This is a genomic window from Streptomyces sp. NPDC015032, from assembly GCF_043080425.1.
Classification (GTDB): Bacteria; Actinomycetota; Actinomycetes; order Streptomycetales; family Streptomycetaceae; genus Streptomyces.
Map to the genome: position 1 here is coordinate 198,364 of NZ_JBIBVN010000007.1, position 22,321 is coordinate 220,684.

General features: G+C 71.4%; 20 protein-coding genes. 6 read left to right on the top strand and 14 right to left on the bottom strand.

Annotated elements, in window-relative coordinates:
* Positions 1-21: 21 nt before the first annotated feature.
* The 11 genes from ACF08M_RS14015 to ACF08M_RS14065 all read right to left on the bottom strand — a co-directional run bounded on the left by ACF08M_RS14015 (position 22) and on the right by ACF08M_RS14065 (position 13,335).
* Positions 22-636, bottom strand: a complete 615-nt coding sequence (locus tag ACF08M_RS14015; RefSeq protein ID WP_392185482.1) for an ATP/GTP-binding protein — start codon at positions 634-636, stop codon at positions 22-24.
* Entirely contained in the window at positions 617-988 is a 372-nt protein-coding gene (locus ACF08M_RS14020; RefSeq protein ID WP_392185483.1) for a DUF742 domain-containing protein, read from the bottom strand. The genes ACF08M_RS14015 and ACF08M_RS14020 overlap by 20 nt, the downstream gene beginning before the upstream one ends.
* The gene (locus tag ACF08M_RS14025; RefSeq protein WP_351085931.1) at positions 985-1,392 is read right to left on the bottom strand and encodes a roadblock/LC7 domain-containing protein; all 408 of its coding nucleotides are present in this window, start codon (positions 1,390-1,392) and stop codon (positions 985-987) included. Before ACF08M_RS14025 ends, ACF08M_RS14020 begins: the two co-directional genes overlap by 4 nt.
* Positions 1,389-2,996, bottom strand: coding sequence for a sensor histidine kinase (locus ACF08M_RS14030; RefSeq protein WP_392185484.1), 1,608 nt, complete (start codon positions 2,994-2,996; stop codon positions 1,389-1,391). The genes ACF08M_RS14025 and ACF08M_RS14030 overlap by 4 nt, the downstream gene beginning before the upstream one ends.
* 504 nt (positions 2,997-3,500) lie before the next feature.
* A complete protein-coding gene (locus tag ACF08M_RS14035) occupies positions 3,501-6,068 on the bottom strand; it encodes an ABC transporter permease (RefSeq protein ID WP_392185485.1) in 2,568 nt (855 codons plus the stop codon).
* Between the two features lie 53 nt (positions 6,069-6,121).
* Complete coding sequence (locus tag ACF08M_RS14040) at positions 6,122-6,898, bottom strand: ABC transporter ATP-binding protein (RefSeq protein WP_392185486.1); 777 nt, start codon at positions 6,896-6,898, stop codon at positions 6,122-6,124.
* A gap of 261 nt (positions 6,899-7,159) precedes the next feature.
* The gene (locus ACF08M_RS14045; protein ID WP_392185487.1) at positions 7,160-7,837 is read right to left on the bottom strand and encodes a response regulator; all 678 of its coding nucleotides are present in this window, start codon (positions 7,835-7,837) and stop codon (positions 7,160-7,162) included.
* Positions 7,834-9,408 (bottom strand): sensor histidine kinase, encoded by a 1,575-nt coding sequence (locus ACF08M_RS14050; protein ID WP_392185488.1) that lies wholly within the window; start codon positions 9,406-9,408, stop codon positions 7,834-7,836. Before ACF08M_RS14050 ends, ACF08M_RS14045 begins: the two co-directional genes overlap by 4 nt.
* 257 nt (positions 9,409-9,665) lie before the next feature.
* Positions 9,666-10,886 carry a threonine--tRNA ligase gene (gene thrS, locus ACF08M_RS14055; RefSeq protein WP_392185489.1) on the bottom strand — a complete coding sequence of 407 codons (1,221 nt, stop codon included), beginning with the start codon at positions 10,884-10,886 and terminating at the stop codon, positions 9,666-9,668.
* Positions 10,887-11,089: 203 nt separating this feature from the next.
* Complete coding sequence (locus ACF08M_RS14060) at positions 11,090-11,596, bottom strand: MarR family winged helix-turn-helix transcriptional regulator (RefSeq protein ID WP_392185490.1); 507 nt, start codon at positions 11,594-11,596, stop codon at positions 11,090-11,092.
* The gene (locus ACF08M_RS14065; protein WP_392185491.1) at positions 11,593-13,335 is read right to left on the bottom strand and encodes an FUSC family protein; all 1,743 of its coding nucleotides are present in this window, start codon (positions 13,333-13,335) and stop codon (positions 11,593-11,595) included. The genes ACF08M_RS14060 and ACF08M_RS14065 overlap by 4 nt, the downstream gene beginning before the upstream one ends.
* 170 nt (positions 13,336-13,505) lie before the next feature.
* Here ACF08M_RS14065 and ACF08M_RS14070 point away from each other — a divergent pair, with 170 nt between their 5' ends.
* Both ACF08M_RS14070 and pcaB read left to right on the top strand, forming a co-directional pair.
* Positions 13,506-14,273 (top strand): VOC family protein, encoded by a 768-nt coding sequence (locus tag ACF08M_RS14070; RefSeq protein ID WP_392185492.1) that lies wholly within the window; start codon positions 13,506-13,508, stop codon positions 14,271-14,273.
* Positions 14,274-14,415: 142 nt separating this feature from the next.
* Positions 14,416-15,795 carry a 3-carboxy-cis,cis-muconate cycloisomerase gene (gene pcaB, locus ACF08M_RS14075; RefSeq protein WP_392185493.1) on the top strand — a complete coding sequence of 460 codons (1,380 nt, stop codon included), beginning with the start codon at positions 14,416-14,418 and terminating at the stop codon, positions 15,793-15,795.
* A gap of 58 nt (positions 15,796-15,853) precedes the next feature.
* Here pcaB and ACF08M_RS14080 read toward each other — a convergent pair whose 3' ends face one another.
* Entirely contained in the window at positions 15,854-16,468 is a 615-nt protein-coding gene (locus ACF08M_RS14080) for a GNAT family N-acetyltransferase (RefSeq protein WP_392185494.1), read from the bottom strand.
* A gap of 139 nt (positions 16,469-16,607) precedes the next feature.
* Positions 16,608-17,537 carry a phospholipid scramblase-related protein gene (locus tag ACF08M_RS14085; RefSeq protein ID WP_392185495.1) on the bottom strand — a complete coding sequence of 310 codons (930 nt, stop codon included), beginning with the start codon at positions 17,535-17,537 and terminating at the stop codon, positions 16,608-16,610.
* Between the two features lie 102 nt (positions 17,538-17,639).
* Here ACF08M_RS14085 and ACF08M_RS14090 point away from each other — a divergent pair, with 102 nt between their 5' ends.
* The 4 genes from ACF08M_RS14090 to ACF08M_RS14105 all read left to right on the top strand — a co-directional run bounded on the left by ACF08M_RS14090 (position 17,640) and on the right by ACF08M_RS14105 (position 20,837).
* Positions 17,640-18,068, top strand: coding sequence for a hypothetical protein (locus ACF08M_RS14090; protein WP_392185496.1), 429 nt, complete (start codon positions 17,640-17,642; stop codon positions 18,066-18,068).
* Positions 18,069-18,154: 86 nt separating this feature from the next.
* Entirely contained in the window at positions 18,155-18,799 is a 645-nt protein-coding gene (locus ACF08M_RS14095; protein ID WP_392185497.1) for a DUF3105 domain-containing protein, read from the top strand.
* Positions 18,796-19,449 carry a DUF305 domain-containing protein gene (locus ACF08M_RS14100; RefSeq protein ID WP_392185498.1) on the top strand — a complete coding sequence of 218 codons (654 nt, stop codon included), beginning with the start codon at positions 18,796-18,798 and terminating at the stop codon, positions 19,447-19,449. The genes ACF08M_RS14095 and ACF08M_RS14100 overlap by 4 nt, the downstream gene beginning before the upstream one ends.
* 146 nt (positions 19,450-19,595) lie before the next feature.
* Positions 19,596-20,837: an ROK family protein gene (locus ACF08M_RS14105; protein WP_392185499.1), complete on the top strand. Its 1,242-nt coding sequence runs from the start codon at positions 19,596-19,598 to the stop codon at positions 20,835-20,837.
* A gap of 115 nt (positions 20,838-20,952) precedes the next feature.
* Here the strand turns inward: ACF08M_RS14105 and xylA are convergent, their stop codons facing one another.
* Positions 20,953-22,122 carry a xylose isomerase gene (gene xylA, locus ACF08M_RS14110; protein ID WP_392185534.1) on the bottom strand — a complete coding sequence of 390 codons (1,170 nt, stop codon included), beginning with the start codon at positions 22,120-22,122 and terminating at the stop codon, positions 20,953-20,955.
* Positions 22,123-22,321: the final 199 nt, after the last annotated feature.

Below are 22,321 nucleotides of genomic sequence, written 5' to 3' on the forward strand. Positions count from 1 at the left end.
CGCGGGGGGTGTGTACTGCGGTCAGGCGAGCGGGAGGGCCAGACTGTGCAGATAGCGCATCAGCGTCATCAGTACGTCGCGGCTGGAGGCACGCAGCCGGGCGTCACAGTCGATCATCGGAACCTCTTCGGGAAGGTCCAGGGCGCTGCGCAGCGCCTCGACCGGGTGCTTCGGGGCGTCGGGGAAGGTGTTGACGGCGACGACGAACGGAACGCCGCGCTCCTCCAGCCGTCCGATGACATCGAAGCTGACTTCGAGACGGCGGGTGTCGATGAGGACCACCGCGCCGAGGGCGCCTTCGAACAGGCCGTTCCACAGGAACCAGAACCGTTCCTGGCCCGGGGTGCCGAACAGGTAGAGGATCAGCTCCTCGCTGATGGAGATCCGGCCGAAGTCCATGGCGACGGTGGTGGCGGTCTTGCTCTCCACCCCGTAGTTGTCGTCCACGCCGACACCGGCCTGGGTCATGGTCTCTTCGGTGGTCAGCGGGCGGATCTCGCTGACCGATCCGACCATGGTCGTCTTGCCGACCCCGAACCCGCCGACGATCACGACCTTCACCGCGGCTGTCGCCGTCGTGGGAAGGACGTCCTCGCGCCGGGGGCCGGTGATCGTGTCAGAGCTTCTGAAGTCCATGCATCACCGCTTCGAGAAGGGACCTGTCCGGGAGAGTGGCGCGGACGATGGGCGCGCGCGATTCGATGAGTTCGGTCGCGAGGAGTTCCGTGAGGAGCGAAGTCACCACGCTGAAGGGCAGACCGAGGTAGGCCGAGAGCTCGGCGACGGATAACGGCGCCTGGCAGAGCCGCAGGATGACGGCCTGTTCGGGCTGGACGGTCGGCGACGGCTGGGCCTTCGCGACGACCATCGTGACCAGGTCGAGCGGCGCCCGCTCGCTGCCGTCGGGATCGCCGGTGATCACGTACAGCCGTTCCGGATCGCTCAGTGCCGGATCGGCCTCTCGGCGTTCTCGTCGGGGAGAATTCATCCGGTCTGCCCGTCATGGCGTGGAGGGCTCGTCAGATGGGCGCCGATCCTGACGACCATGTCGCGCATCCGCGATCCGACGAGTCCCGCGTCGACGGTCTCACCGGCCAGGACCGCGAGGTACGCGCCCGTTCCGGCGGCCATCAAGTAGAAGAAGCCACCGGTGACCTCGATGACGACCAGGCGCATGAGGCCGTCGCTGTACGGGATTTCGGAGGCGACGGCGGCGGCCAGGCTCTGCAGTCCGGCACAGGCCGCCGCGAGGCGGTCGGCGACATCCGGGTCTCCCCCGTGCCGGGCGATGCGCAGACCGTCGGCGGAGAGCACCACGATCTGGTGGATGTCCGGCACGTCGTCGGCCAGTTCCTTGAGCATCCAGTCCATATTTCCCCGCTGCTGGATCACTTCAGGTCTCCCTTGTCCCAGGCATCGTCAGAGTCTTCATCGGTCTTCGGGTCCTGCGGCACGCCGTTGACGGCGTTGGTAAAGGCCTCCAGCCAGAGTCCGGGGGGCTGTTCCTTGCCGCTGTCGTTCCCCTGACCGTGGCCGTTGACATGGCCGTTGCGCTGTCCTGCGGTGGGGGCGACGGACTGTGCGGGGAGATTGTGCGAGCCCAGGGGGGCACGGCCGCGGCTGCGTCGTTGCGGGAGCCCTCCGGTTGTCCACTCGGTCACCACGGGGACGTCGTCCTCCAGGGCAGCCGCGGGAAGGACCGGCCGGGTGACGGGTGCGACCGGCCCGGTGGCGGGGCGCTGGGCCACGGGGCGGCGCTTGCGGCGGGGCGGCACGACGTGCTTCATCGCCGCGTGGTCGATGTCGCTGGTGGGCCTCGACGTGGCTCCGATGCCGTGGGCGATACCGGGAGCGGGGCCGGTGGTGATCATGGCGCGGGGCACGATGAGGACGGCGCGGACGCCGCCGTACGCGGACTGCCGCAGCGAGACCTGGAGGTCGTACATCCGCGCGAGCCGTCCGACGACGGCCATACCGAGCCGCGGGGACTCTCCGAGGTCGTTCATGTTGGAGCCGGCCTGGGCCCTGGCGAGCATGTTCTCGGCCCGCGACCGGGCTTCCTCGCTGAGCGAGACTCCGCCGTCCTCGATCTCGATGGCGATGCCGGTCTGCACCTCGACGGCGGTGACGTGCACCCGGGTCTGCGGTGGCGAGTAGCGCGTGGCGTTGTCGAGGAGTTCGGCGCAGGCGTGGATGAGCGGCTCGACGGCCGTGCCGATGATGGCGACCTTCGCGATCGAGTGCAGATCGACCCGCGGGTATTCCAGGATCCGCGACATGGCGCCGCGCAGCACGCTGAACAGTGGTACGGGCTTGGGCCATTGACGGCTGGGGCGGGCGCCGCCGAGTACCGCGATGGAGTCGGCGAGACGGCCGATCAGTGCGGTGCCATGGTCGATGCGGAGCAGGTCGTCGAAGACGTCGGGGTCGCGCCCGTGGTGCTCCTCCATCTCCCGCAGTTCACTCGCCTGGCGGTGGACGATCGCCTGGACGCGCCGCGCGACGTTGACGAAGGCGCGCTGCGCGGAGTCACGCATCGCCTCTTCGTTGTCGATGATGTTCAGCACCGTGTAGACGAGGGTGCGTTGGGCGTCGGGCAGGTCGCGGTACAGGTCGTCCGCGTCGACGACGTCCCGCAGCACCTCTTCGGGTGAATTGCCTACGCGCAGCCGGTGGATGGCGGCCGGAAGGAGCTCCTTGCTGATCCGTACGGTCTCGTCGTCGTGGGTGGCGATGCGCCGCTCCAGGTCAGCGAAGCGCCGTTCGTACACCGCGCGCTGGGTGCGCATATCGCGTGCCCGGCGGGCGAGTTGGACGGTGAGTGCGGCGACCAGAACGGTGGCGAGCGCGCCGCACCAGACGACTGGTATACGCGCGGCCTCGGAAACCAGTGCCGCCGCGGCGGCGGTCGCGCCGCCCATCAGAAGCAGCGGCAGCAACATGGCGCGAACGACGGGGGCTTCTCGTTCGTTCGGTGGTGATTCAACACGAATCATCTGGAACCTCTGGCGGTTGATTCGGGAGGTAAACGCGCTTGAAGGACACTTATGAACAAGCGCTCGAATTCATATCAACTCGACTTCGCTGCGCGTGAGCTTAGTCAGATCGAATCAGGGCTTCGGCACATTCACCCAACCCCCTGCGCGAGCGCTCCTGCGGTAATACACTCACGAGTTTTTGCACGCACCGCCTCCATGCATGCGCGGGGAGTGACAATCGAGAGGGTTCCGCGATCCCGCGCACGTGGCGGCCCGCCCGGAGCATCGCTTCGCGCGACGTGCGGACCGCCCCACACCGGGGGCGAGCGCACATGCGGTCGAAGTGGACCGAAAGGAGCCCATTGGTGACTGGCGGACGGGTCGCCGACGAAGGCGCCACAGCGATGTGCGGGGCCGTACGCATCCCGCCCACGCCACCTCGGACGGCAATGCGCGCTCTGAACCGGCGTGAAGGCGCTCAGCGGCAGCTGACCCGGGTCAACTGCCGCTCCTCGGACCACGTCAGGCGTCGGTGACGGCTCGCAGGGGGCTGAGGGCGGCGGCCCGTCGGGCGGGCAGAGCGGCCGCGGCCGCGCCGACGGCGAGGGCGAGCAGGACCACGAGGGCGAGGGTGGGCCAGGGCAGTGAGAAGGAGTACTGCGGGATCGCGCCGTTGGCCAGCCCGCTGACCTTCCACGCCCCGAACAGACCTGCGACCAGTCCGAGCAGGGTACCGAAGGCGGCGACACAGACGGCCTCCAGTCGGATCATGCGGCGGATGCCGGAGCGGTCCATGCCGATGGCGCGCAGGACGCCGATCTCACGGGTGCGCTCCGAGACCGACATGGCGAGGGTGTTGATCATGCCGAGTGCGGAGATCAGTACGCCGATGGCGAGCAGCCCGAACACCATGGTCATCAGGTCGCCGACGACGCCGGCCTGCTCCTGGACGAGCTGGGCGCGGTTTTGGACCTTCAGGAGCGGGCTGTCGCTCACGGCGGCGCGCAGGTGCTTCTCCAGGCCCTCGGAGACAGCGCCGTCGGTGGTGCGGACCAGGATGCGCTGCACGGAGTTGCGCATGTAGCTGTGCTTTTGCACCTCGGTGCGGTAGCCGAGAACGTCCTGGGCAGAGGGGTTGTCCCGGTAGACGCCGACAACGGTGTAGGGCTCGTCGCGGTCGCCGGTTCCGGGGCCGATGCTCGCCTCGATCTGCTCGCCCGTGGTGACGCGGTGGTCGCGGGCGAAGCTGTGGGAGACGGCGACCTTGCCGGGGCCGAGGTCCTTGGCGGAACCGCTGAGGAAATGAAGCTTCATCACGTCGTCCACAGTCTTCGGGTCGACCCCGGAGACCGCCTTGACGAGGGGGCCGGCGCTGATGGTGGAGTCCGCCACGGCGGAGGCGGTCCGCACACCGGGCACATCGGCGACGCGCTGGATGGCGTCGGAGTCGATGGCGGTGGTGGTGCCGCGGGTGCTGATGACGTAATCGGCGCTCACTCCGGCGGTGGCCTGGGCATCCAGAGCCCGGCTCGTGGACTGGTCGATGACCGCGAGACCGGAGACCAGCGCAGTGCTGATCAGCAGCGTGGCGGCGGTGGCGGCGGTACGGCGGGGGTCGCGCAGGGTGTTCTCGCGGGCGAGGTCGGCCACGACGCCGAAGCGGGCGGTGAGCCGGCCGAGGAGGCGGATCACCGGGCTGGCGAGCAGCGGGGCCAGCACGATCAGGCCGACCACGAGGATCCCGGCCCCGAACAGCGCGGTCTGCAGGTTGTCGTCGGTGGCGCTGGTCGCGTCGGTCAGCGAGAACAGCAGACCAGTACCCAGGATGATCACGGCCAGGCCGAGGATGCCGCGGATGCGGGAGACCATGGCGGACGGTGGCTGCTCGGCCGTGCGCATCGCCTCGATCGGGGCGATCCGTGCCGCGCGGCGCGCCGGCAGCCAGGCGGCGAGCACGGTGATGCCGACACCCACGGCGAGCGCGGCGAGGATCGTGGTCGGGCTGATCACCAGCGGCCCGCTGGGCAGCAGGTCGCCGGAGGTGTCCAGCACGCTCGGCAGCGCCGCGGCCAGTCCCAGCCCCAGCAGGAACCCGAGAACGGACGCGGCGAGACCGATCAGGGCCGCCTCGGCGAGGACCGAGCGGACCACCTGGCGGCGGGTGGCACCGATCGCCCGCAGCAGGGCGATCTCGCGGCTGCGGCGTGCAATGAGCATGGTGAAGGTGTTGATGACGAGGAACGTGCCGATGAACAGCGAGACAGCGGCGAAGAGCATGGGCAGCCGCTCGTAGCTGTGGGTCCTGGTGTCGATGAAGACGGACTGCTGGTCGGCCTGGGCGATACCGGAGGTGGCCTCGGCACGGTCGGCGGGCAGGACGGCGGTGACCCGGTCGGTGAGTTCGGACTGGCTGGTGCCTGGCACGGCGGTCAGGTCGATCTTGTTGTAGTGCCCCGGGGTGGCAAACAGCTTCTGGGCGGTCGCCTTGTCGAACACCGCCAGGGTGCCGCCGGCGTTCACCCGGCTGTCCTTGGTGGACACCAGGCCCACCAGGCGCATCTTGAGAACCGGTCCGTCCTTGGCGAGGGTGACGGTGTCGCCCAGAACGTAGCCGGCGGCTGCCGCGGTTCCGTGGTCCAGCGCCACCTCACCGTTGTTGCGGGGGGCGCGGCCGGCCGTCAGCGGGTAACGGCTGTCCCTGCCGTCGGAACCCGGAACGTAGGAGGCACCGAGCTTGCCCATCATGCTGTCGGACCGCATCGGTGTGCCGTCCTTGGCCGCCAGGGTGACCGAACCGTCCGCTGCCGGGCGGGCGGAGGCGACGCCGGGGACGGTGGACAGCGTTCGTGCCAGGGCGTCGTCCAACGCGCCGTACTGCACCCTGTCGGAGGCTCCTGGCAGGTATGCCGGAGTCACGCTCACGGCGATGTCCGAGTAGTTCTGGGACATGGAGGCGCGGTAGGCGGCGGTGGTGGAGTCGGCGAAGACCAGGGAGCCGGAGATGAACGCGACGCCGAGACAGACCGCGAGCACGGTCGTGATCAGACGGGCCTTGTGCGCGAGGACGTTGCGCAGGGCTGTTCGCAGCATGGTGAGCTTTCGACGGGGAGGAGAGAAGGGCGATGGCGGACTGATGGATGCGGTCAGGAAGCGCGGCCCTGGGCCTCGAAGGCGAGCATCCGGTCGAGGACGGCTTCGGCGGTCGGGTCGTGCAGCTCGTCCACGAGCCGGCCATCGGCGAGGAACACCACCCGGTCCGCATAGGCGGCGGCCCCCGGGTCGTGGGTCACCATGACCGCGGTCCGGCCCAGCTCCCGCACCGAGTCGCGCAGGAAGCCCAGCACCTCCGCACCGGAACGGGAGTCGAGGTTGCCGGTCGGCTCGTCGGCGAAGACGATCTCCGGCCGGGAGACCAGGGCACGGGCCACGGCCACGCGCTGTTGCTGGCCGCCGGAGAGCTGGGCCGGGCGGTGCGCAAGCCGTCCCGCGAGACCGACGGTGGCGACGACGGTGTCCAGCCACGCCGCCTCGGGCCGCCGGCCGGCCAGCCGCAGCGGCAGGACGATGTTCTCCAGCGCGGTCAGGGTGGGCAGCAGGTTGAAGCTCTGGAAGACGAAGCCGACCTTCTGCCGCCGCAGTTCGGTGAGCTGCCGGTCGTTCAGGGAGGACAGTTCGACACCGCCGATCCGGGCCGAACCAGAGGTCACCGGGTCCAGGCCGGCCATGCAGTGCATCAGCGTGGACTTGCCGGAGCCGGAGGGGCCCATGACGGCGGTGAACCGGCCCCGCGCGAACTCCACGGACACCGCGTCCAGCGCGGTGACCCGGGTCTCCCCCCTTCCGTACGTCTTGGACAGACCGGACGCTCGGGCGGCCGGCTCGGCGAGGGTTGTGCCGGAGGAAGGGAACGTATGTGACATGGCAGCTCCACCTGGGGTGCAAGGACCCGCGAAACGTGCCGCGAGCCGGGGGGACTCATCCATCCTCACGGCCCTGAACTGCGAACACGTCGTGCCGGAGACGGGAGTTGGCCTCTGCCGAAGGGCCGGCTTCCCCGGCCGCGCTCTGCCGAAGGTCAGGGACCCGGCCGGGGGAACTCCGTCTCGGGGCAGGCACGGAGCGGGAAAATCACCGGCCGCCGGGCGCGGGTGCGTCCCGGCCCTGCCCGGCGGGCGCTTGCATCAGGAGGCCAGGCCGGTGCGGTGAGCCAGCAGCGCGGCCTGGACACGGCTCGCTGAACCGGTCTTGTCCAGGATCGCGCCCACGTGGGTCTTCACCGTGCCGAGCCCGATACCGAGCCGTCCGGCGATGTCCTGGTTCGCCATGCCCTGGCCGAGCATCACCAGGACCTCCCGCTCCCGGCCGGTGAGCCGGGCGATCCGCTCGTCCGCGAGCGCGTCCCCGGCGTCCTGCCGGGCACCGGAACGCAGCATCCGGGAGATCACCGTCCCGGTCACACCCGGCGAGAGCACGGCGTCACCGGCGGCGGCCGACCGTACCGCGCTGATCAGCCCCTGCGGGCCCTCGTCCTTCAGCAGGAACCCGGCCGCACCTTCTCGCAGCGCCCGCACCACATTGTCGTCATCGCCGAACGTCGTCAGCATCACCACGCGCGGCGCGGGGTCGAGGGCGAGCAGCGGCGCGATCGCGGCCAGCCCGTCGCACACCGGCATCCGGATGTCCACCAGCGCCACGTCCGGATGGTGCGCGGCGGCCTCCTCGACCGCCCCGCGGCCGTCGGCGGCTTCGGCGACCACGTCGATACCCTCGGCGTGCCGCAGGATCAGGCGGACCCCGTGCCGGATCAACGCCTCGTCATCGGCGAGCAGAACACGGATCGGCACGGTGGGCCGGGTCATCGGGACTCCCAGGGCGGGGCGTCCCGTACGGACGGGACGGTGAAGCGGTCGATGGATATGAGGTGCTGTGAGGCGTTGAAGCAGTAGCGCGTGATGGCAAGGACGCCGGGCCGGGGGCCGGGACCGGTGGGCGGGTAGACGCAGCCCACCGCGTCGGCGGGCCGCGGCGGTTCGTGTCCGGTGGCCGCGGCGCGCACTTCCGGGCTGTCGAAGACTCCCTTCAGGTCCTGGTACGACATGCCAAGGCGCGGCTGTGGAGGCTGGACCACGCCCCTCGGCCTGCTGTAGACCATGCCGATCGCAAGCGCCATCAGCACCCACAGGGCCGCCGCCCCGAGGGTGAACGTCAATGCCCTGGCGGTTCGCGGGGCGCGCGGCGGCACCACCGCGGCATCGTCGGCCCCGTGTCGTGGGGAGGCTGCCGTGCAGCCTGCGGCCGGATTCCTCGTACCGGCGTCGGCCGGCTCCGTCGGGACGGCCGCAACCAGCCGGAACCCGCCGGACGGCAGCGCACCGGCTTCGAAGGTGCCGCCGAGCAGCTCGACCCGTTCACGCAGGCCCGGCAGGCCGCGCCCGGTCCCGGCCTCGGCCGGCGTCGCGGTCGAGGAGGCCGACGCGCTGTTGCAGACCGCGACCCGTACCGTCCGGTCTTTGTGCTCGACCCGCACGGCGACATGTGAGGCCGCCGCGTACCGGTGCACGTTCGTCAGGCCTTCCCGTAGCACCCGATGCACCGCACGCCGCACCTGCGCCGGGCGCATGTCGAGGTCGGAGCCGCTCCATTCCAGCTGCACCGCGATCCCGCCGTCGCGGGACTCCGCGACCAGGGCCTCGGCGTCGGCCCGGGTGCCGGTGGCGTCGGTGAACGCGTCCGGTCCGGTGTCCCGGCCGAGCGGACCGAGAACCCCGAGCGCCTGCCGCAGTTCGTGCATCGCATCCCGGGTGGTGCGCCGGACCAGGACGGCCTCCTCGCGCAGTTCGGAGTCGGCCTGGTCGAGGGCGAGTTCCAGACCGCCGGCGTGCAGGGAGATGAGGCTGAGCCGGTGGCCCACCAGGTCGTGCATCTCGGCGGCGATCCGGGCCCGTTCGTGGGTGCGGGCCTCGCTGTCCGCGGACCGGCGGGCCCGCTCGGCCGCGTCCCCGCGTTCGCGCAGCGCCCGCAGCAGCCGGGCCTGCTGCCCGTACACCGTCCCGACCAGTCCGGGTACCACCACGGCGGTCACCGCCAGGACCAGCCCGAGCTCCAGGCCGTATACGGCCGAGCCGCTGCCGAGTGGGGGGCCGGCGGCGGTCGCGGATGCCATGATCAGCAGACTCGCGCCGCCGAGCAGCCGGGCGCGATGGCGCGGGCGGACCGTACCGATCGACACCGTGTACGCGGCGGCGGCCGTCACCGGGCCGACAACGGCCGCCGCCCCGGCAAGGACAGCGAGGACGAGGAGCACGGCGTCGGGCCGGCGCCGCCGCAGCGGGAAGAGCGCGACGGCGACCGGGACCGCGCACAGCTGGAATCCGGCGTGCGGCAGATGCCACAGCCGCAGGGCGACTGCGTACAGACACAGTGCGGCCACCGCTGCACCGGCCGTCTCCGCAACGACCCGGCCCAATCCTCCCGGACGCGCCGGAGTGTCCGCCCCGGGGCGGACGCGATGACGGAAACAGCTGATGAGCAACACATCGCCCAGTATCGGTCGCGCCGAGCGAGGAGATGTGGACCCCAGGACCGATCCGGGGCTCTGCCTTTGGGTAGAGCCCCGCGCATGCCGGGCCACCCCGACGGATCGGGCCGGACCCGCGAGCCCGGCGTGATCCGGACGAGAGGCCCTGGTCAAGGGCTGTCCCAGAAGCCGGCGTTGTGGGCATCGACGAGGGCGGTGATACGGGCGAGGACATCGTCGGCGGGCTGCGGATCGTACCGGCGTCCGTCGCGCAGGCGCAGGGCCACATGGTCGTCGACGGCTTCCCTGGCGCCGATGACGGCTTGGTAGGGCACCAGGCGGGCCTCCCGGATGCGAGCACCCAGGGTGCCGCGTTCGGGTCCGGCGATCTCGGCGCGCAGTCCGAGGCCGGTGCACCGCCGGGCGAGCGCCTCGGCATTCGGCAGTTCGGCTTCGGAGACCGGGAGGATCGCCAGCTGGGTGGGGGCGAGCCAGGCGGGGAAGGCCCCGCCGTGCTGCTCGACGAGGTGGGCGACGGCGCGCTCCACGCTGCCGATGACGCTGCGGTGGATCATGACCGGCCGGTGTTTCGCGCCGTCCGCGCCGATGTAGTGCAGATCGAACCGGGCCGGCTGGTGGAAGTCGACCTGGACGGTGGACAGGGTGGACTCCCGGCCCGCCCGGTCGGCGACCTGGACATCGATCTTGGGGCCGTAGAACGCGGCTTCGCCCTCGGCGGCCTCATAGGGCAGGCCGGAGCGGTCGAGGACGTCGGTCAGCAGGGCGGTGGACCGCTGCCACAGCTCGGGGGCGGCCACGTACTTCCCGCCGGGTCCCGGGAGAGAGAGCCGGTAGCGGGCTGGGACGATGCCCAGCGCCCGGTACGCCCCGCGGATCAGCTCCAGCGCGGCCTGCGCCTCCTCGGCGGCCTGGCCCGGGGTGCAGAAGATGTGCGCGTCGTTCAGCTGGATGGCCCTCACGCGGGTCAGTCCGCTGAGCACTCCGGAGAGCTCGGAGCGGTACATGGCACCCAACTCGGCCATCCTCAGCGGAAGTTCGCGGTAACTGTGGGAGCGGGAGCGGTAGATCAGCGCATGATGGGGGCACAGACTGGGCCGGAGCACGACCTGTTCCGCTCCGAGGTCCATCGGCGGGAACATGTCGTCGCTGTAGTGCGACCAGTGCCCGGAAATCTCGTACAGTTCCCGTTTGCCGAGCGCCGGTGAGTACACATGCCGGTAGCCCGCCCGCCGTTCCACGGTGCGGATGTACTCCTCCAGGGTGTGGCGCAGGGCAGCGCCGTCGGGCAGCCAGTACGGCAGCCCGGCGCCGATCAGCGGGTCGGTGTCGAACAGGTCCAGCTCGCGGCCGAGCTTGCGGTGGTCGTGCATGGCGGTCTCCTCGCGGTCGTCGGGCGGGTGACCGCAGAGCGAAGCCCCGGGGCACTCGCCCCGGGGCTTCGGACTGAACAGCTGTCAGCGCGCCGGGACACTCTCCGGCGTCGTCGTCATGGCAGCGCGCTTCATGCGGGGGACGTTAGCAGCGAGGTACCGATGCCCGCGCGGGATTTGCTGCCGGGGCCGCCGGCTCCCGTTCAGCGCCGGGCGCCGCCGATGCGCCCCTCCAGCTGCACCAGCAACTCGCTGAGCTGGGCGCTGAGTCGGGCACGGGTCTGTTCGTCGAGGCCGGACAGCACCGCGCGTTCGTACGCCAGCTGGCTCGGCAGCAGCCGGTCGACCAGCTCGCGTCCCTCTCCGGTGAGACGGACGTGGGCGACGCGGCGGTCGCGGTCGTCGCTGCGGCGATCGACGAGACCCCGTTCCTGCAGGACCCGCAGGCGTTTGGTGACGGCGGCGCCGGAGGAGAACGTCTCCCTGGCCAGCTCGCCGGGGGTGAGTTCGCGGTCGGTACGGCGTACGGCACCGAGCAGGTCGAACTCGGCACGGGTCAGTCCGGCGGCGCGCAGGGGGGCGTCCTCGGCCTGCTGGAGCAGGGCCGCACAGCGGTTGATGCGGCCGATGAGTTCCATCGGTCCGGTGTCCAGCTCCGGGTTGACGGCCTGCCACTGCCGTACCACCGAGGCGACGATGTCGTCGGTCACACCGCTCCGTTCTCCTGGGCCGGGGCGATCAACCCCTGCCGCGTTGCTGTCGCCGCGAGCGTACGGTGTCCGGCCTGCTCGGCCGCGAGGACCTGCTCCTGGGGCAGGGCTCGCTGCCACCATTCACCCGCCGCGGTGTCATCGGCTTCGCGCAGTTCGACGAGTGAACCGGTCAGTCTGCGGCGGGCGTCGTCGAGGTCGGCGGGCGTGGGCCGCGGGGCGGCGAGCACGTGCACGGCGTGGGCGCGCGCCTGGTCGGTGGCGGCCAGTGCCTTCTCCAGGCGTCCGGCGGCCCGGCGATTGGTCACCAGCATGGCGGCGAGCATGCCCGTCGCCGCGCCGATCACGGTGTCCAGAACCCGGTCCCCGATGAGTTCACCGGCCGGGTAGGTGCCGCCGAACTCCAGGACCAGCAGGGCCATCGGGGTGACGGCGATGGAGCCGAGCCAATAATTGCGGGTGATCAGGGCCTCGGCCGCGAAGCCGAAGAACAGGCAGCAGCCGATCAGGGCCGGCGGGCCCGTGCGGCTGACCGGGAGGACCGCGGCGAACACGAGGACGCCGAGCAGATTGCCGAGGGTCCGCTGGAGGGCCCGGTTCCAGGACAGCGTCACATTGGCCTGGTAGAGGGAGGCCGCGGTGACGATCGCCCAGTAGGGACGGCCGACCCCGACCGCCTGGGAGACATATCCGGCCAGGGCGCACCCGATGAGCGTGCGGGCGCCGATGGGCAGCAGCGGGGAGCCCGGAGCGAGGCCGCGCAGCAGTGCGCGACGGGCGTCGCGGCGGCTTCCGGCGCGCCGGGCGGTCCGTTCGGCGTCGATGCCGAACAGCTCCTGTGAGGTACCCGGAGCGGGCGGCGGGGTGGGGACCGGGCCGCGGGCCCGGGTCTGCCCGGCCCAGGCGCGGAGCAGGCCGGGACCGACGCCGGAAGCAGGGGCGGGGACGGGGGCCGGGGCCGCCGCGGGGCCGGCCGGGGAATCGCCGAGGGTGCCCCCGGCGAGGGCGGCTTCGGCGTGGACGACGAGGCGTTCGAGCGCCCGGCGCGCGGGGGTGGGGCGGCCGGCGGCGAGCAGGGACTGCCAGGCCGCGTGCACGGCGGCGGCCGCGGCGTGCCGGGTGCGGTGGCCGGGGTCGGCGACGTAGGCCGCGGCCGCGTCGAGTGCGCGGGCGGTCGCCCGGCGCTCCGGGCCCTCCCTCCGGACCAGGGCGGGTCCGACGGCGACGAGCCAGGAGATCACGCCCGCGGCCAGGGTCAGTGCGAGGTGGCCCGGCACCTGTCCGAGGTGCTGCGGGGCGAAGAGTGCGGCCGAGGTGACGAAGGTGAAGATCACCGGTCCGGGCGGACCGATGCGGGTGGCGTCGCAGAGAGTCTTCTGTCCGGCCGCGAGCAGCGCGCCCACCGCGATCAGTACGGCGGTCGATCCGGTCACAGAGGCGACGACCAGGGATATCGCCAGGCCGATGACCATCGAGACGACGACTCCGGCGACGGCGCGGGCGCGGCGGGCGTACGGCAGGTTGTGGCCGTACAGCGCGCAGAGCGAACCGGCCATCGTGTACATCACGAGGTCGAGCCGGTCGATGGCGAACAGCGCCAGATCCGGTATCGCGGTGGCGACGACCACGCTCAGCGCCGGTTTGAACCACATGTCCGAGGGGCGGGCGAGGCGCAGGGGCGCCACCAGCGGGAGGCTGCGGACGGAGGGCCGACGGGACCGAATGGATGTATCACTCACCCAAATACTTTAGCAGGTATTACACCCGTAAAAGATTCTCCTCTCGCGGCACCGTCGCCGCACGGCACCGATGGCCGACCTCTCGGCGACGCAATAGCGTTCAGCTGCACGACGACAGACGGTCACGCACCCACCGGTCCGCGCATCCGTGCGTCCATGGAGGAAACCCAATGAAGCTCACCCGACCGGTGCCCGGCGGTCCCTGCTGGACCGAGCTGAGCACCCCCGACATCCCTGCCGCCAAGTCGTTCTACGCGGCACTCTTCGGCTGGCGCTGCGAGACCGATCCGCGCGAGGAGGCCGGCGGCTACACCATGGCGCGCCTCGAAGACGCCCGCGTGGCGGCGCTCAGCCCGGTCTACCAGCCGGGGCAGCTGCCGGCCTGGACGGTGTCGTTCTCGACCGAGGACACCGACGCCACGGTCGAGAAGGTGAGGTCGGCGGGCGGTTCGCTGCTGATCGGCCCGATGGACGTGTTCGACCAGGGCAGGTTCGCGGTGGTCGCGGATCCGTCCGGTGCGGTGTTCTCGCTGTGGCAGGCCCGTGCCTTCGCCGGCGCCGAGCAGCTGAACGCACCCGGCACACTCGGCTGGGTCGAACTCGTCACCCGTGAGGCCGATCCGGCACTCGCTTTCTATCCGGCGGTCTTCGGGTGGACGGTGAACACCGCATCCGGGAGCTACCCGCAGTGGGGCGTGGCGGGCGAGGACTTCGGCGGCATGCTGGTCATGGACGACAGGTTCCCGCCGGAGGCGCCGCCGAACTGGCTGCCGTATTTCGCCGTGACGGACGTCGACGTGACAGCGGCCACCGCGCAGGGGGCGGGCGGTGAACTGCTGATGCCGCCGACGAACGTTCCTGACGGGCCGCGGATCGCGGTGGTACGGGATCCGCAGGGAGCGGTGTTCGGTATCCATCGGGCGGGCGACGAGGGCTAGGGCCTTTCGTCTGGATCAGGCCGGACCCCGCGAGAGGCGGCCCCGGGCCCCACTGATCGCGACGCCCGCGGTCCCGCGTATCCATCGGTCCGGCATCCGCCTGCGGGCGGGGACGGCGAACGGTCTTCCTGGAGTTCAGCTGATGCACGAGAGCGATGCCGGACTGCTCGCCCCCGGGTGGGCCGGCTCCCCCACCGAGACGACCACCCGCGACAGCGCCTTTCTGCAGGCGATGCTCGACGCCGAGGCCGCGCTCACCCGCGCCCAGTGCGGCTGCGGGCTCGCGCCCGCCGAGGCCGCGCGGGCGGTGACCGCGGCGGCCGACGCGAGCCGGTTCGATGCACGGAGTCTGGCGCTGCGCGCACGTGCGGACGGCAATCCGGTCCTCGCCCTGGTCGTCGACCTGGCCGCCGCGGTGGCGCCCGACGTCCGGCCGTATGTGCACCGGGGCGCCACCAGCCAGGACATTCTCGACACGGCGGCCATGCTGGTCTCCGCCCGGACCCTGGCCCCGGTGCTCGACGATCTGGTACGGGCCGCGGAAGCGGTGGCACGGCTCGCCGTCGCCCACCGCAACACCCCGATGGCCGGCCGTACGCTCACCCAGCACGCCGTACCGACCACCTTCGGGCTGAAGGCGGCGGGGTGGCGTGCGCTGATCCTCGATGCTCGGGACCGCCTGTCCGCCGTACGCGAGTCGCTCCCCGTGCAGCTGGGCGGCGCGGCGGGCACACTGGCCGTCTTCGACGCATTCACCCCCGTCGGGGCGGCCGGCACCGATGCGTCCGGCGCCGACGACGCCAGCTCGGGGCTGTCCCTGCTCCAGGCATTCGCGAACGAACTCGGGCTGGCCGAACCGCTGTTGCCGTGGCACACCCTGCGCACCCCGATCGCCGACCTGGCGGGCGCACTCGCCTTCACGGCGGGCGCGCTCGGCAAGCTGGCCGCCGACGTACTCAACCTGTCCCGTACCGAGATCGGCGAGGTGACCGAGGGGCAGGGCGGTGCTTCGTCCACCATGCCGCAGAAGGCCAACCCGGTGCGCGCCACGCTGATCTCGGCGGCCGCCCGTCGCGCTCCCGGTCTGGCGGCGACGCTGTACGGCTGCCTCGTCGCCGAGGATGAGCGGCCGGCCGGGGCCTGGCACGCCGAGTGGGAGCCGCTGCGCGAGCTGCTGCGGCTCGTCGGCGGGGCCGCGTACGAGGCGGCCGAACTCACCGACGGACTGCGGGTCGTCCCGTACGCCATGCGGGAGAACCTCCAGCTCACCGACGGCCTGATCGTCGCGGAGCGGCTGGCCGCCGTGTTCGCGGAACGGGTCGGCCGCAAGCGTGCCAAGGAGGTTCTGATGAACGCCGCCGCCCGGGCCCGCGCGGAGACCACGGATCTGGCCGACGTCCTCACCGACGTGCTGGACGAGGAACCCGAGCTCGCCGGTCTCGATCTGTCCGAGCTGACCGATCCCGCCCGCTACACCGGCAGCGCGGGCCCGCTGACCGACCGCGCTCTGGGCCGCGGGTGACCGCCGGGGGCACGCGTACGGCCACCCGGTGGTACGGGTACGGCCGCACCCGCCGGGTTCAGAGCCTGTCGGGCAGGCCGTCGCCGCGGATCCGGGCGTGGACATGCATGTCGTGCCAGCCGTCGGCGTGCAGATGGCCCCGGCGCCTGGTCCCCTCCAGGGTGAAGCCCGCCTTGGCCGCCACCCGGCAGGACGCCTCGTTCAGCACGGAATGGGCGAGTTCGAGGCGCTCGAACCCGATCTCCTCGAAGGCCCAGCGTGCCAGCACCGACAGGGCTCGGGGCGCGATGCCCCGACCGCGGGCGGCCGGCAGCACCCAGTAGGCGCATTCGGCCTGACCGATGGCCGGTATCAGCGAACGGAGCGCGATCCGGCCGAGCACCTTCCCGGTTCCGTCGGCCGCCCCCTCGGGACGGACGACGGCCCAGTGGGCCCCGGTCTCGCAGTACCAGGCGTTCCGCCACTGGTCGATCCAGTCGCGCGCCTCGTCCTCGGTGTCGGCCCGGCGCAGATGCCAGTGCTGGATGGCCGGGTCGGCGAAGGCGGCGAGAACGGCCGGGGCATCCGCGCACCGCCACGGCCGCAGGAGCAGGCCGTCGGATACGGGGAGGGAGGGCTGAACGGAATCCGCGAGGCGCCCCGGAGGAATGAGGGGCGGCACCAAGTACGGCATGGGCGCATCATCGCACGGTTGCGGCACCCCTTCAGGTCCGCTCCCGCCCCGTCACGCCCCCCTTTTTTTCGCGGCAGATCGCGCAAGAGCAGGGGGTCGGGACGCACGGGACGCACGGGACGAACGGCGCGTCCGCGCGTCAGCCGAAGCCGCGGGCGTCCTGCTTGAGGGCGGTGTCCACGGTCAGGGCCGTTGCCACGACGAGGCTCAGCAGCGGCTCGGGCAGCTGGTGGCGGATCTGCAGCACGTAGTTGTCCGCCGTGGTGAACAGCGTCTTCGCGAGGCCTTCCCAGCTCTTGGTGATCCGGGCTATCTCGGCGTCGTTGTGATCGACGATCGCGAAGTTCCAGGCGCGCCAGTTCTCCGCCTTGATCGCGCCGATCTGCCGCCCGTCGGCCATGATCGCGAAATTGATCTTGCCGAGGGCGTTCTGCTGGACGATCTCGCCGACCAGGTGCCCGCCGGGGCGCTCCACGATGACCTTGGACTTGATGAACTTCGCCGGGCGGGTCAGCAGGAGCTGCGGCTGACCGTAGGCGTCACGGATCTCAAGACGGTGGGTCAGGTACTGGTCGATGCTGCTGAGGAAGCGCAGCACCTTGCGCAGGGCGCCCTGGCCGACCTGGACGACCGAGCCGACGGTGTTGCCGTGCTGGTCGAAGACGCTGTACTCGTTCGTCACCTCGATCAGCTTGGCCTTCTGGCTCACAACCAGGACCTGCTGATTGAAGAGCGAGCCCGCGCCGGGAGCGCCGCCCTGCCGAGGCTGGACCGCCGCCTGCTGCACAGGAACCCCGGGCTGCTGGGACGGGAACGCCGCCTGCTGGGGAGCGGCCTGCTGATGCTGCGGGGCGGCCTGCTGATAAGGCGCCTGAGCGGGCGCCGCCTGCGCCTGAGCGGGCGCCGCCTGCGCCTGCGCGGGAGCCGCCCCGGCCGCGGCCTGGGGCTGCTGCCCGGCGGCAGGGCCGGTGTGCTCCGTCCACCGGGAACCGTCCCAATAGCGCAGCAAATGGGGCGTGCCGTGCGGATCCGGATACCAGCCCGCAGATACGTTCGATTGCGTTGTCACCGGGGCACACTACCCCGCCACTGCGACAACGGAAGCACCGTCCCGCACGTCCATGACGTCACCCCCTCTTTGAAACTTCACATACCCCGTACGATGGCGGGGATGAACACGCTGAGCGAACGCACGAGCCGACGGGGGCGGGGCGCCCACGCGTCGGCCGTTCTCGGCTGGCTGTTCGTCCTGCTCACCATGGCCTCGTGCTGCTCGATCGCGCTGCCGGATTCGGCCGCGCACCACCCGGGCACCCCCACCGCGGCGGCCACCCGGGCCATGACACCCGCCCACCACCTGGTCGTACAGACCGTGGTGGCCGATGCCCCGGAGGACCGCGGCATCGGCAGCTCCTGCCACGGGACCTCCGAGCACGCGACCCCTGTCGTGCTGCCCGGCCCGGGCGCGCCCGTCGCCCTTCCCGGCATGGCCACCGCCGCCCCGGTCGCCCCGCTCACCGGCGCTGCCGCGATCCGCGGGCCGTCCAACGACGCCGTGCGGGAAGTCGACCATCTCCGTCTGCAGGTTCAACGGATCTAGAGGCAGGGCTCGTTCCTCGGGACACCGAGGACGTTCTCCGGCATGCCCTCGACTCCATCAGCCCAGTTGAACCGAAGGACTCTCCCATGGCTTCCGCCAAGAACACCGCTGCCGCCGCGCGTCGCGCCAAGCTGGAGGAGGCCCGCCGCAAGGAGCGGGCCCGCGAGCGGCGCAACCGCATCATCACCCTCACCGCCTCCGTCGCCGCACTGGCCGCGCTCGTCGCGGGCGGCGGCTATCTGATGTCCGCCGCCGACGACAAGGAGAAGGCCGAGACCGAGGCCAAGTCGTCGCCCGTACAGGGCGAGCGGGCCTGGAACAAGCTCACCCAGAACCATGTCCAGAAGCAGGTCGCCTATCCGATGAACCCTCCGGTCGGCGGCGATCACAACCCGGTGTGGATGAACTGCAACGCCGATGTCTACACGAAGGCGATACCGAAGGAGAACGCGGTCCACTCCCTTGAGCACGGCGCGGTCTGGGTCACGTACACCGGCAAGGCGAAGCCGGCCGATATCGAGAAGCTCGGCGAGCGGGTCAGGGCAACGCCGTACTCGCTGATGAGCCCGGTGGAGGACCAGGCCGCCCCGCTCATGCTCAGCGCGTGGGGCAAGCAGGTGACGGTGACGAGCGCCGCCGACGCGCGCGTGGCGCAGTTCTTCACCAAGTACGTGCAGGGGCCGCAGACGCCGGAACCGGGCGCCGCCTGCACCGGCGGGATCGCCCAGTGACGTCGGCGGTCCGTTCCTCCCGCCCGATGGTGGTGGCGGGCGGTGCGGTGCTGCTGCTGGCGCTGGGCCTGGTCGTGCTGATGGCCGTACGGCCGTCCTCCTCGGCCGGCTCGACGGGCTCCGCCGCTTCGGCGGCCGCGCCCTCGGACACCTCCGTCGACGCCGGGTTCGCCCGCGACATGTCGGTCCACCACCAGCAGGCGGTCGAGATGTCGCTCATCGTGCGGGACCGTACGTCCGACGTGGCGGTCCGCCGGCTCGCGTACGACATCATCAACACCCAGGCCAATCAGCGCGGCATGATGCTGGGCTGGCTGGAGATGTGGGGCCGGCCGAAGTCGTCCGGCGCACCGCCCATGGCGTGGATGGGGCACACCGTCACGCCCCGGGGCGACGGTTCGCTGATGCCCGGCATGGCGACCGACAGTGAGCTGGACGCACTGCGTTCGGCGAAGGGCAAGGACGCCGAGGTGAGGTACCTGAAGCTGATGACGACGCACCACCGCGCCGGTGCGGAGATGGCGCAGGCGGCGGCGGACACGGCCGGTACCGAGGAGATCAGGAACCTGGCGGCGGGCATGGTCCGGGGCCAGCAGTCGGAGATCGCGCTGATGGCGGACATGCTCGAGGAGCGCGGCTCCACGGCCTGAGCACCGGCCGCTCCGACGGCCGGGACAGGCGCGTGCACGGACTGTCCCTCGCCGACGGCCCGTTCACGGCGGATTCCTTCCCCGTGAACGGGCCCACTCGCTCGCCGGACCGGTCGCGCAGGGGATCGCATAGGCTCGGAACCGATATGAAGAGCAACCTCACACCGCTGGGGCCCAAGGCCGACAAGGACACCGTGCGTCGGAGCAACCTCAGTCTGGTGCTGCGGGCCGTCCGTGACGAGGGCGAAGCGACCAGGGCCGGGGTTGCCGCGCGGGTGGGACTGACCCGGGCCGCGGTGTCCTCGCTCGTCGAGCAGCTCCTGGACAGCGGGCTCCTCACCGAGTCGGGCAAGACGTTCAGCGGGCAGGCGGGCCGCCCCGGGACCACGCTCAAGGTGGCACGCACGGGGCCCGCCGGGATCGGCGTGGAGATCAACATCGACTATGTGTCGGTGTGCGTCGTCGATCTGGCGGGCACCGGCCGGGTACGGCTCACCGAACACCTGGACAACCGCGGCGCACCGCCCGCGGAGGTGCTGGCGCGCGCGGCCGGGATCGCGGCGCGCACCCTGGAGTCGGCGCGCGAACAGGAGCTGTTCCCGGTCGGGGTGGCGCTCGCGCTTCCCGGTCTGGTCTCCGGCGGCTTGGTGCGCCAGGCGCCCAACCTGGGCTGGAACCAGGTTCCGGCCGAGGATCTCTTCGCCGCTTCGCTCGCTGCCTCGCGTCCCGGCCGCGAGGCGCTGCCGGTGAGTTCGGAGAACGAGGCCAATCTGGCGGCACTGGCCGAGCTCTGGTTCGGCGGGCTCGGCGCGGTCCGCAGTTTCCTCTATCTGACGGGCGAGATCGGCGTCGGCGGCGCCCTGGTCGTCGACGGTGAACTCCTGCGTGGAGCCCATGGGTTCGCCGGGGAGATCGGGCACGTGGTGGTGGACGCGGAAGGTCCGGCGTGCCGGTGCGGCTCGCGCGGCTGCCTGGAGCAGTACGCGGGACAGGCGGCGCTCCTGCGGGCCGCCGGGATCGAGGAGACCGGCAGCGGTGCCGGGGTGACCGAGCTGGAACGGCGCGCCGGCGCGGGGGACGAGCGGGCGCTGGCCGCCGTCGCGGAGGCCGGCCGGATGCTCGGACGGGTGCTGTCCGGGACGGTGAATCTGCTCGACCCGGACGCGGTGGTGCTCGGCGGGATCTACCGGAACCTGATGCCGTGGCTGTCACCGCCCGTCGACGAGGAGCTGATCGGCCGGGTGGTGTCGGGGCTCTGGTCCCCGGGGAGCAGCCGACTGCGCGCGTCGTCCGTCGCGGGTGACGCGGCACGGGGCGCCGCGGCGCTGGTGATGACGGCGGTGCTGGCCGACCCGGTTGCGTACGCGCAGGACCGGGCCACCGGCTGATCCACACGACGGGCGTGGGCCGGACATCGGTCCGGTCGGGCGTCCGGCCCACACCCCCACGTCCTCACGTCGCCACCGCCCCGCCCCCGCGTCACCGCGTCACCGCGGCCCGAGGTCAACGGACCCCGAGCAGGTGATCCATCGCCAGCTGGTCCAGGGTCTCGAACGCCATCCCTCGTTCCGCCGCCGCCTGCACGTCGAACTCCTCGAACGCCGACCGGTCGGCCAGCAGCCCGGCCACGCCGTCCTCGGCGGTCGGGCGGGCCAGTTCGTCGAGCCGGGACGCGCGCAGTGCCTCCCGTACGGCGGGGTCGGCGCGGAAGGCGGCGGCGCGCTCCTTGAGGATCAGGTAGTTGCGCATGCAGCCCGCGGCCGAGGCCCAGACACCGTCGTAGTCCTCGGTCCGCGGCGGCTTGAAGTCGAAGTGCCGCGGACCCGCGTAACCGGCCGTCTCCAGCAGATCGACGAGCCAGAACGCCTGGCGCAGGTCACCCGCGCCGAAGCGCAGATCCTGGTCGTATTTGATGCCGGACTGGCCGTTCAGGTCGATATGGAAGAGCTTGCCCGCCCAGAGCGCCTGCGCGATGCCGTGCGGGAAGTTGAGCCCGGCCATCTGCTCGTGCCCGGTCTCCGGGTTGACGCCGACCAGCTCCGGGCGATCGAGGCGCTCGATGAAGGCGAGGGCGTGACCGATGGTCGGCAGCAGGATGTCGCCGCGCGGCTCGTTCGGCTTGGGCTCGATGGCGAACCTCAGGTCGTACCCCTGCTCGGTGACGTAGTCGCCGAGCAGGTCGAAGGCTTCCTTCATACGGTCGAGGGCGACCCGGATGTCCTTGGCGGCGCCGGACTCGGAGCCCTCGCGGCCGCCCCAGGCCACATAGGTGGTGGCACCGAGCTCGACGGCGAGGTCGATGTTGCGCAGGGTCTTGCGCAGGGCGTAGCGGCGTACGTCCCGGTCATTGGCGGTGAACGCGCCGTCCTTGAACACCGGATGGGTGAAGAGGTTCGTCGTCGCCATGGGGACCACGAGTCCGGCCGCGTCCAGCGCCTGCCGGAACCGCTTCACGATTCCCTCGCGCTCCGCGTCCGTCGAGCCGAACGGGATCAGGTCGTCGTCATGGAATGTCACACCGTACGCGCCGAGCTCCGCGAGCCGCCGAACGGAGTCGACCGGGTCGATCGCGGTGCGGGTCGCATCGCCGAAGGGGTCGCGCCCCTGCCAGCCCACCGTCCACAGTCCGAAGGTGAACCTGTCCCCGGGGGTGGGTGTGAAGCGTTCCGTCATCGTCTGGCCGCCTTCGGTGCTGTCGGGTTCCATGACCGGTCGAGTACCCGAACTCGATTTGTTTACTGTCATGACTAATCATGCACGGAGCACCGCGGGGAGGGACACCCTTCCGTAGCGGAATTCGGGAGCAATCACTGTTCCCGACGGGTACGGTCGCGTAATTTGTTTACCGTACGATCAAATCGATGTATCCGTG

Bases quoted from the DNA above. Each gene is read 5' to 3' on its own strand.
- ACF08M_RS14015 (WP_392185482.1), bottom strand. From the start codon at position 636: ATGGACTTCAGAAGCTCTGACACGATCACCGGCCCCCGGCGCGAGGAC.
- ACF08M_RS14020 (WP_392185483.1), bottom strand. From the start codon at position 988: ATGAATTCTCCCCGACGAGAACGCCGAGAGGCCGATCCGGCACTGAGC.
- ACF08M_RS14030 (WP_392185484.1), bottom strand. From the start codon at position 2,996: ATGATTCGTGTTGAATCACCACCGAACGAACGAGAAGCCCCCGTCGTT.
- ACF08M_RS14035 (WP_392185485.1), bottom strand. From the start codon at position 6,068: ATGCTGCGAACAGCCCTGCGCAACGTCCTCGCGCACAAGGCCCGTCTG.
- ACF08M_RS14040 (WP_392185486.1), bottom strand. From the start codon at position 6,898: ATGTCACATACGTTCCCTTCCTCCGGCACAACCCTCGCCGAGCCGGCC.
- ACF08M_RS14045 (WP_392185487.1), bottom strand. From the start codon at position 7,837: ATGACCCGGCCCACCGTGCCGATCCGTGTTCTGCTCGCCGATGACGAG.
- thrS (WP_392185489.1), bottom strand. From the start codon at position 10,886: ATGCACGACCACCGCAAGCTCGGCCGCGAGCTGGACCTGTTCGACACC.
- ACF08M_RS14070 (WP_392185492.1), top strand. From the start codon at position 13,506: ATGAAGCTCACCCGACCGGTGCCCGGCGGTCCCTGCTGGACCGAGCTG.
- pcaB (WP_392185493.1), top strand. From the start codon at position 14,416: ATGCACGAGAGCGATGCCGGACTGCTCGCCCCCGGGTGGGCCGGCTCC.
- ACF08M_RS14080 (WP_392185494.1), bottom strand. From the start codon at position 16,468: ATGCCGTACTTGGTGCCGCCCCTCATTCCTCCGGGGCGCCTCGCGGAT.
- ACF08M_RS14090 (WP_392185496.1), top strand. From the start codon at position 17,640: ATGAACACGCTGAGCGAACGCACGAGCCGACGGGGGCGGGGCGCCCAC.
- ACF08M_RS14095 (WP_392185497.1), top strand. From the start codon at position 18,155: ATGGCTTCCGCCAAGAACACCGCTGCCGCCGCGCGTCGCGCCAAGCTG.
- ACF08M_RS14105 (WP_392185499.1), top strand. From the start codon at position 19,596: ATGAAGAGCAACCTCACACCGCTGGGGCCCAAGGCCGACAAGGACACC.
- xylA (WP_392185534.1), bottom strand. From the start codon at position 22,122: ATGACGGAACGCTTCACACCCACCCCCGGGGACAGGTTCACCTTCGGA.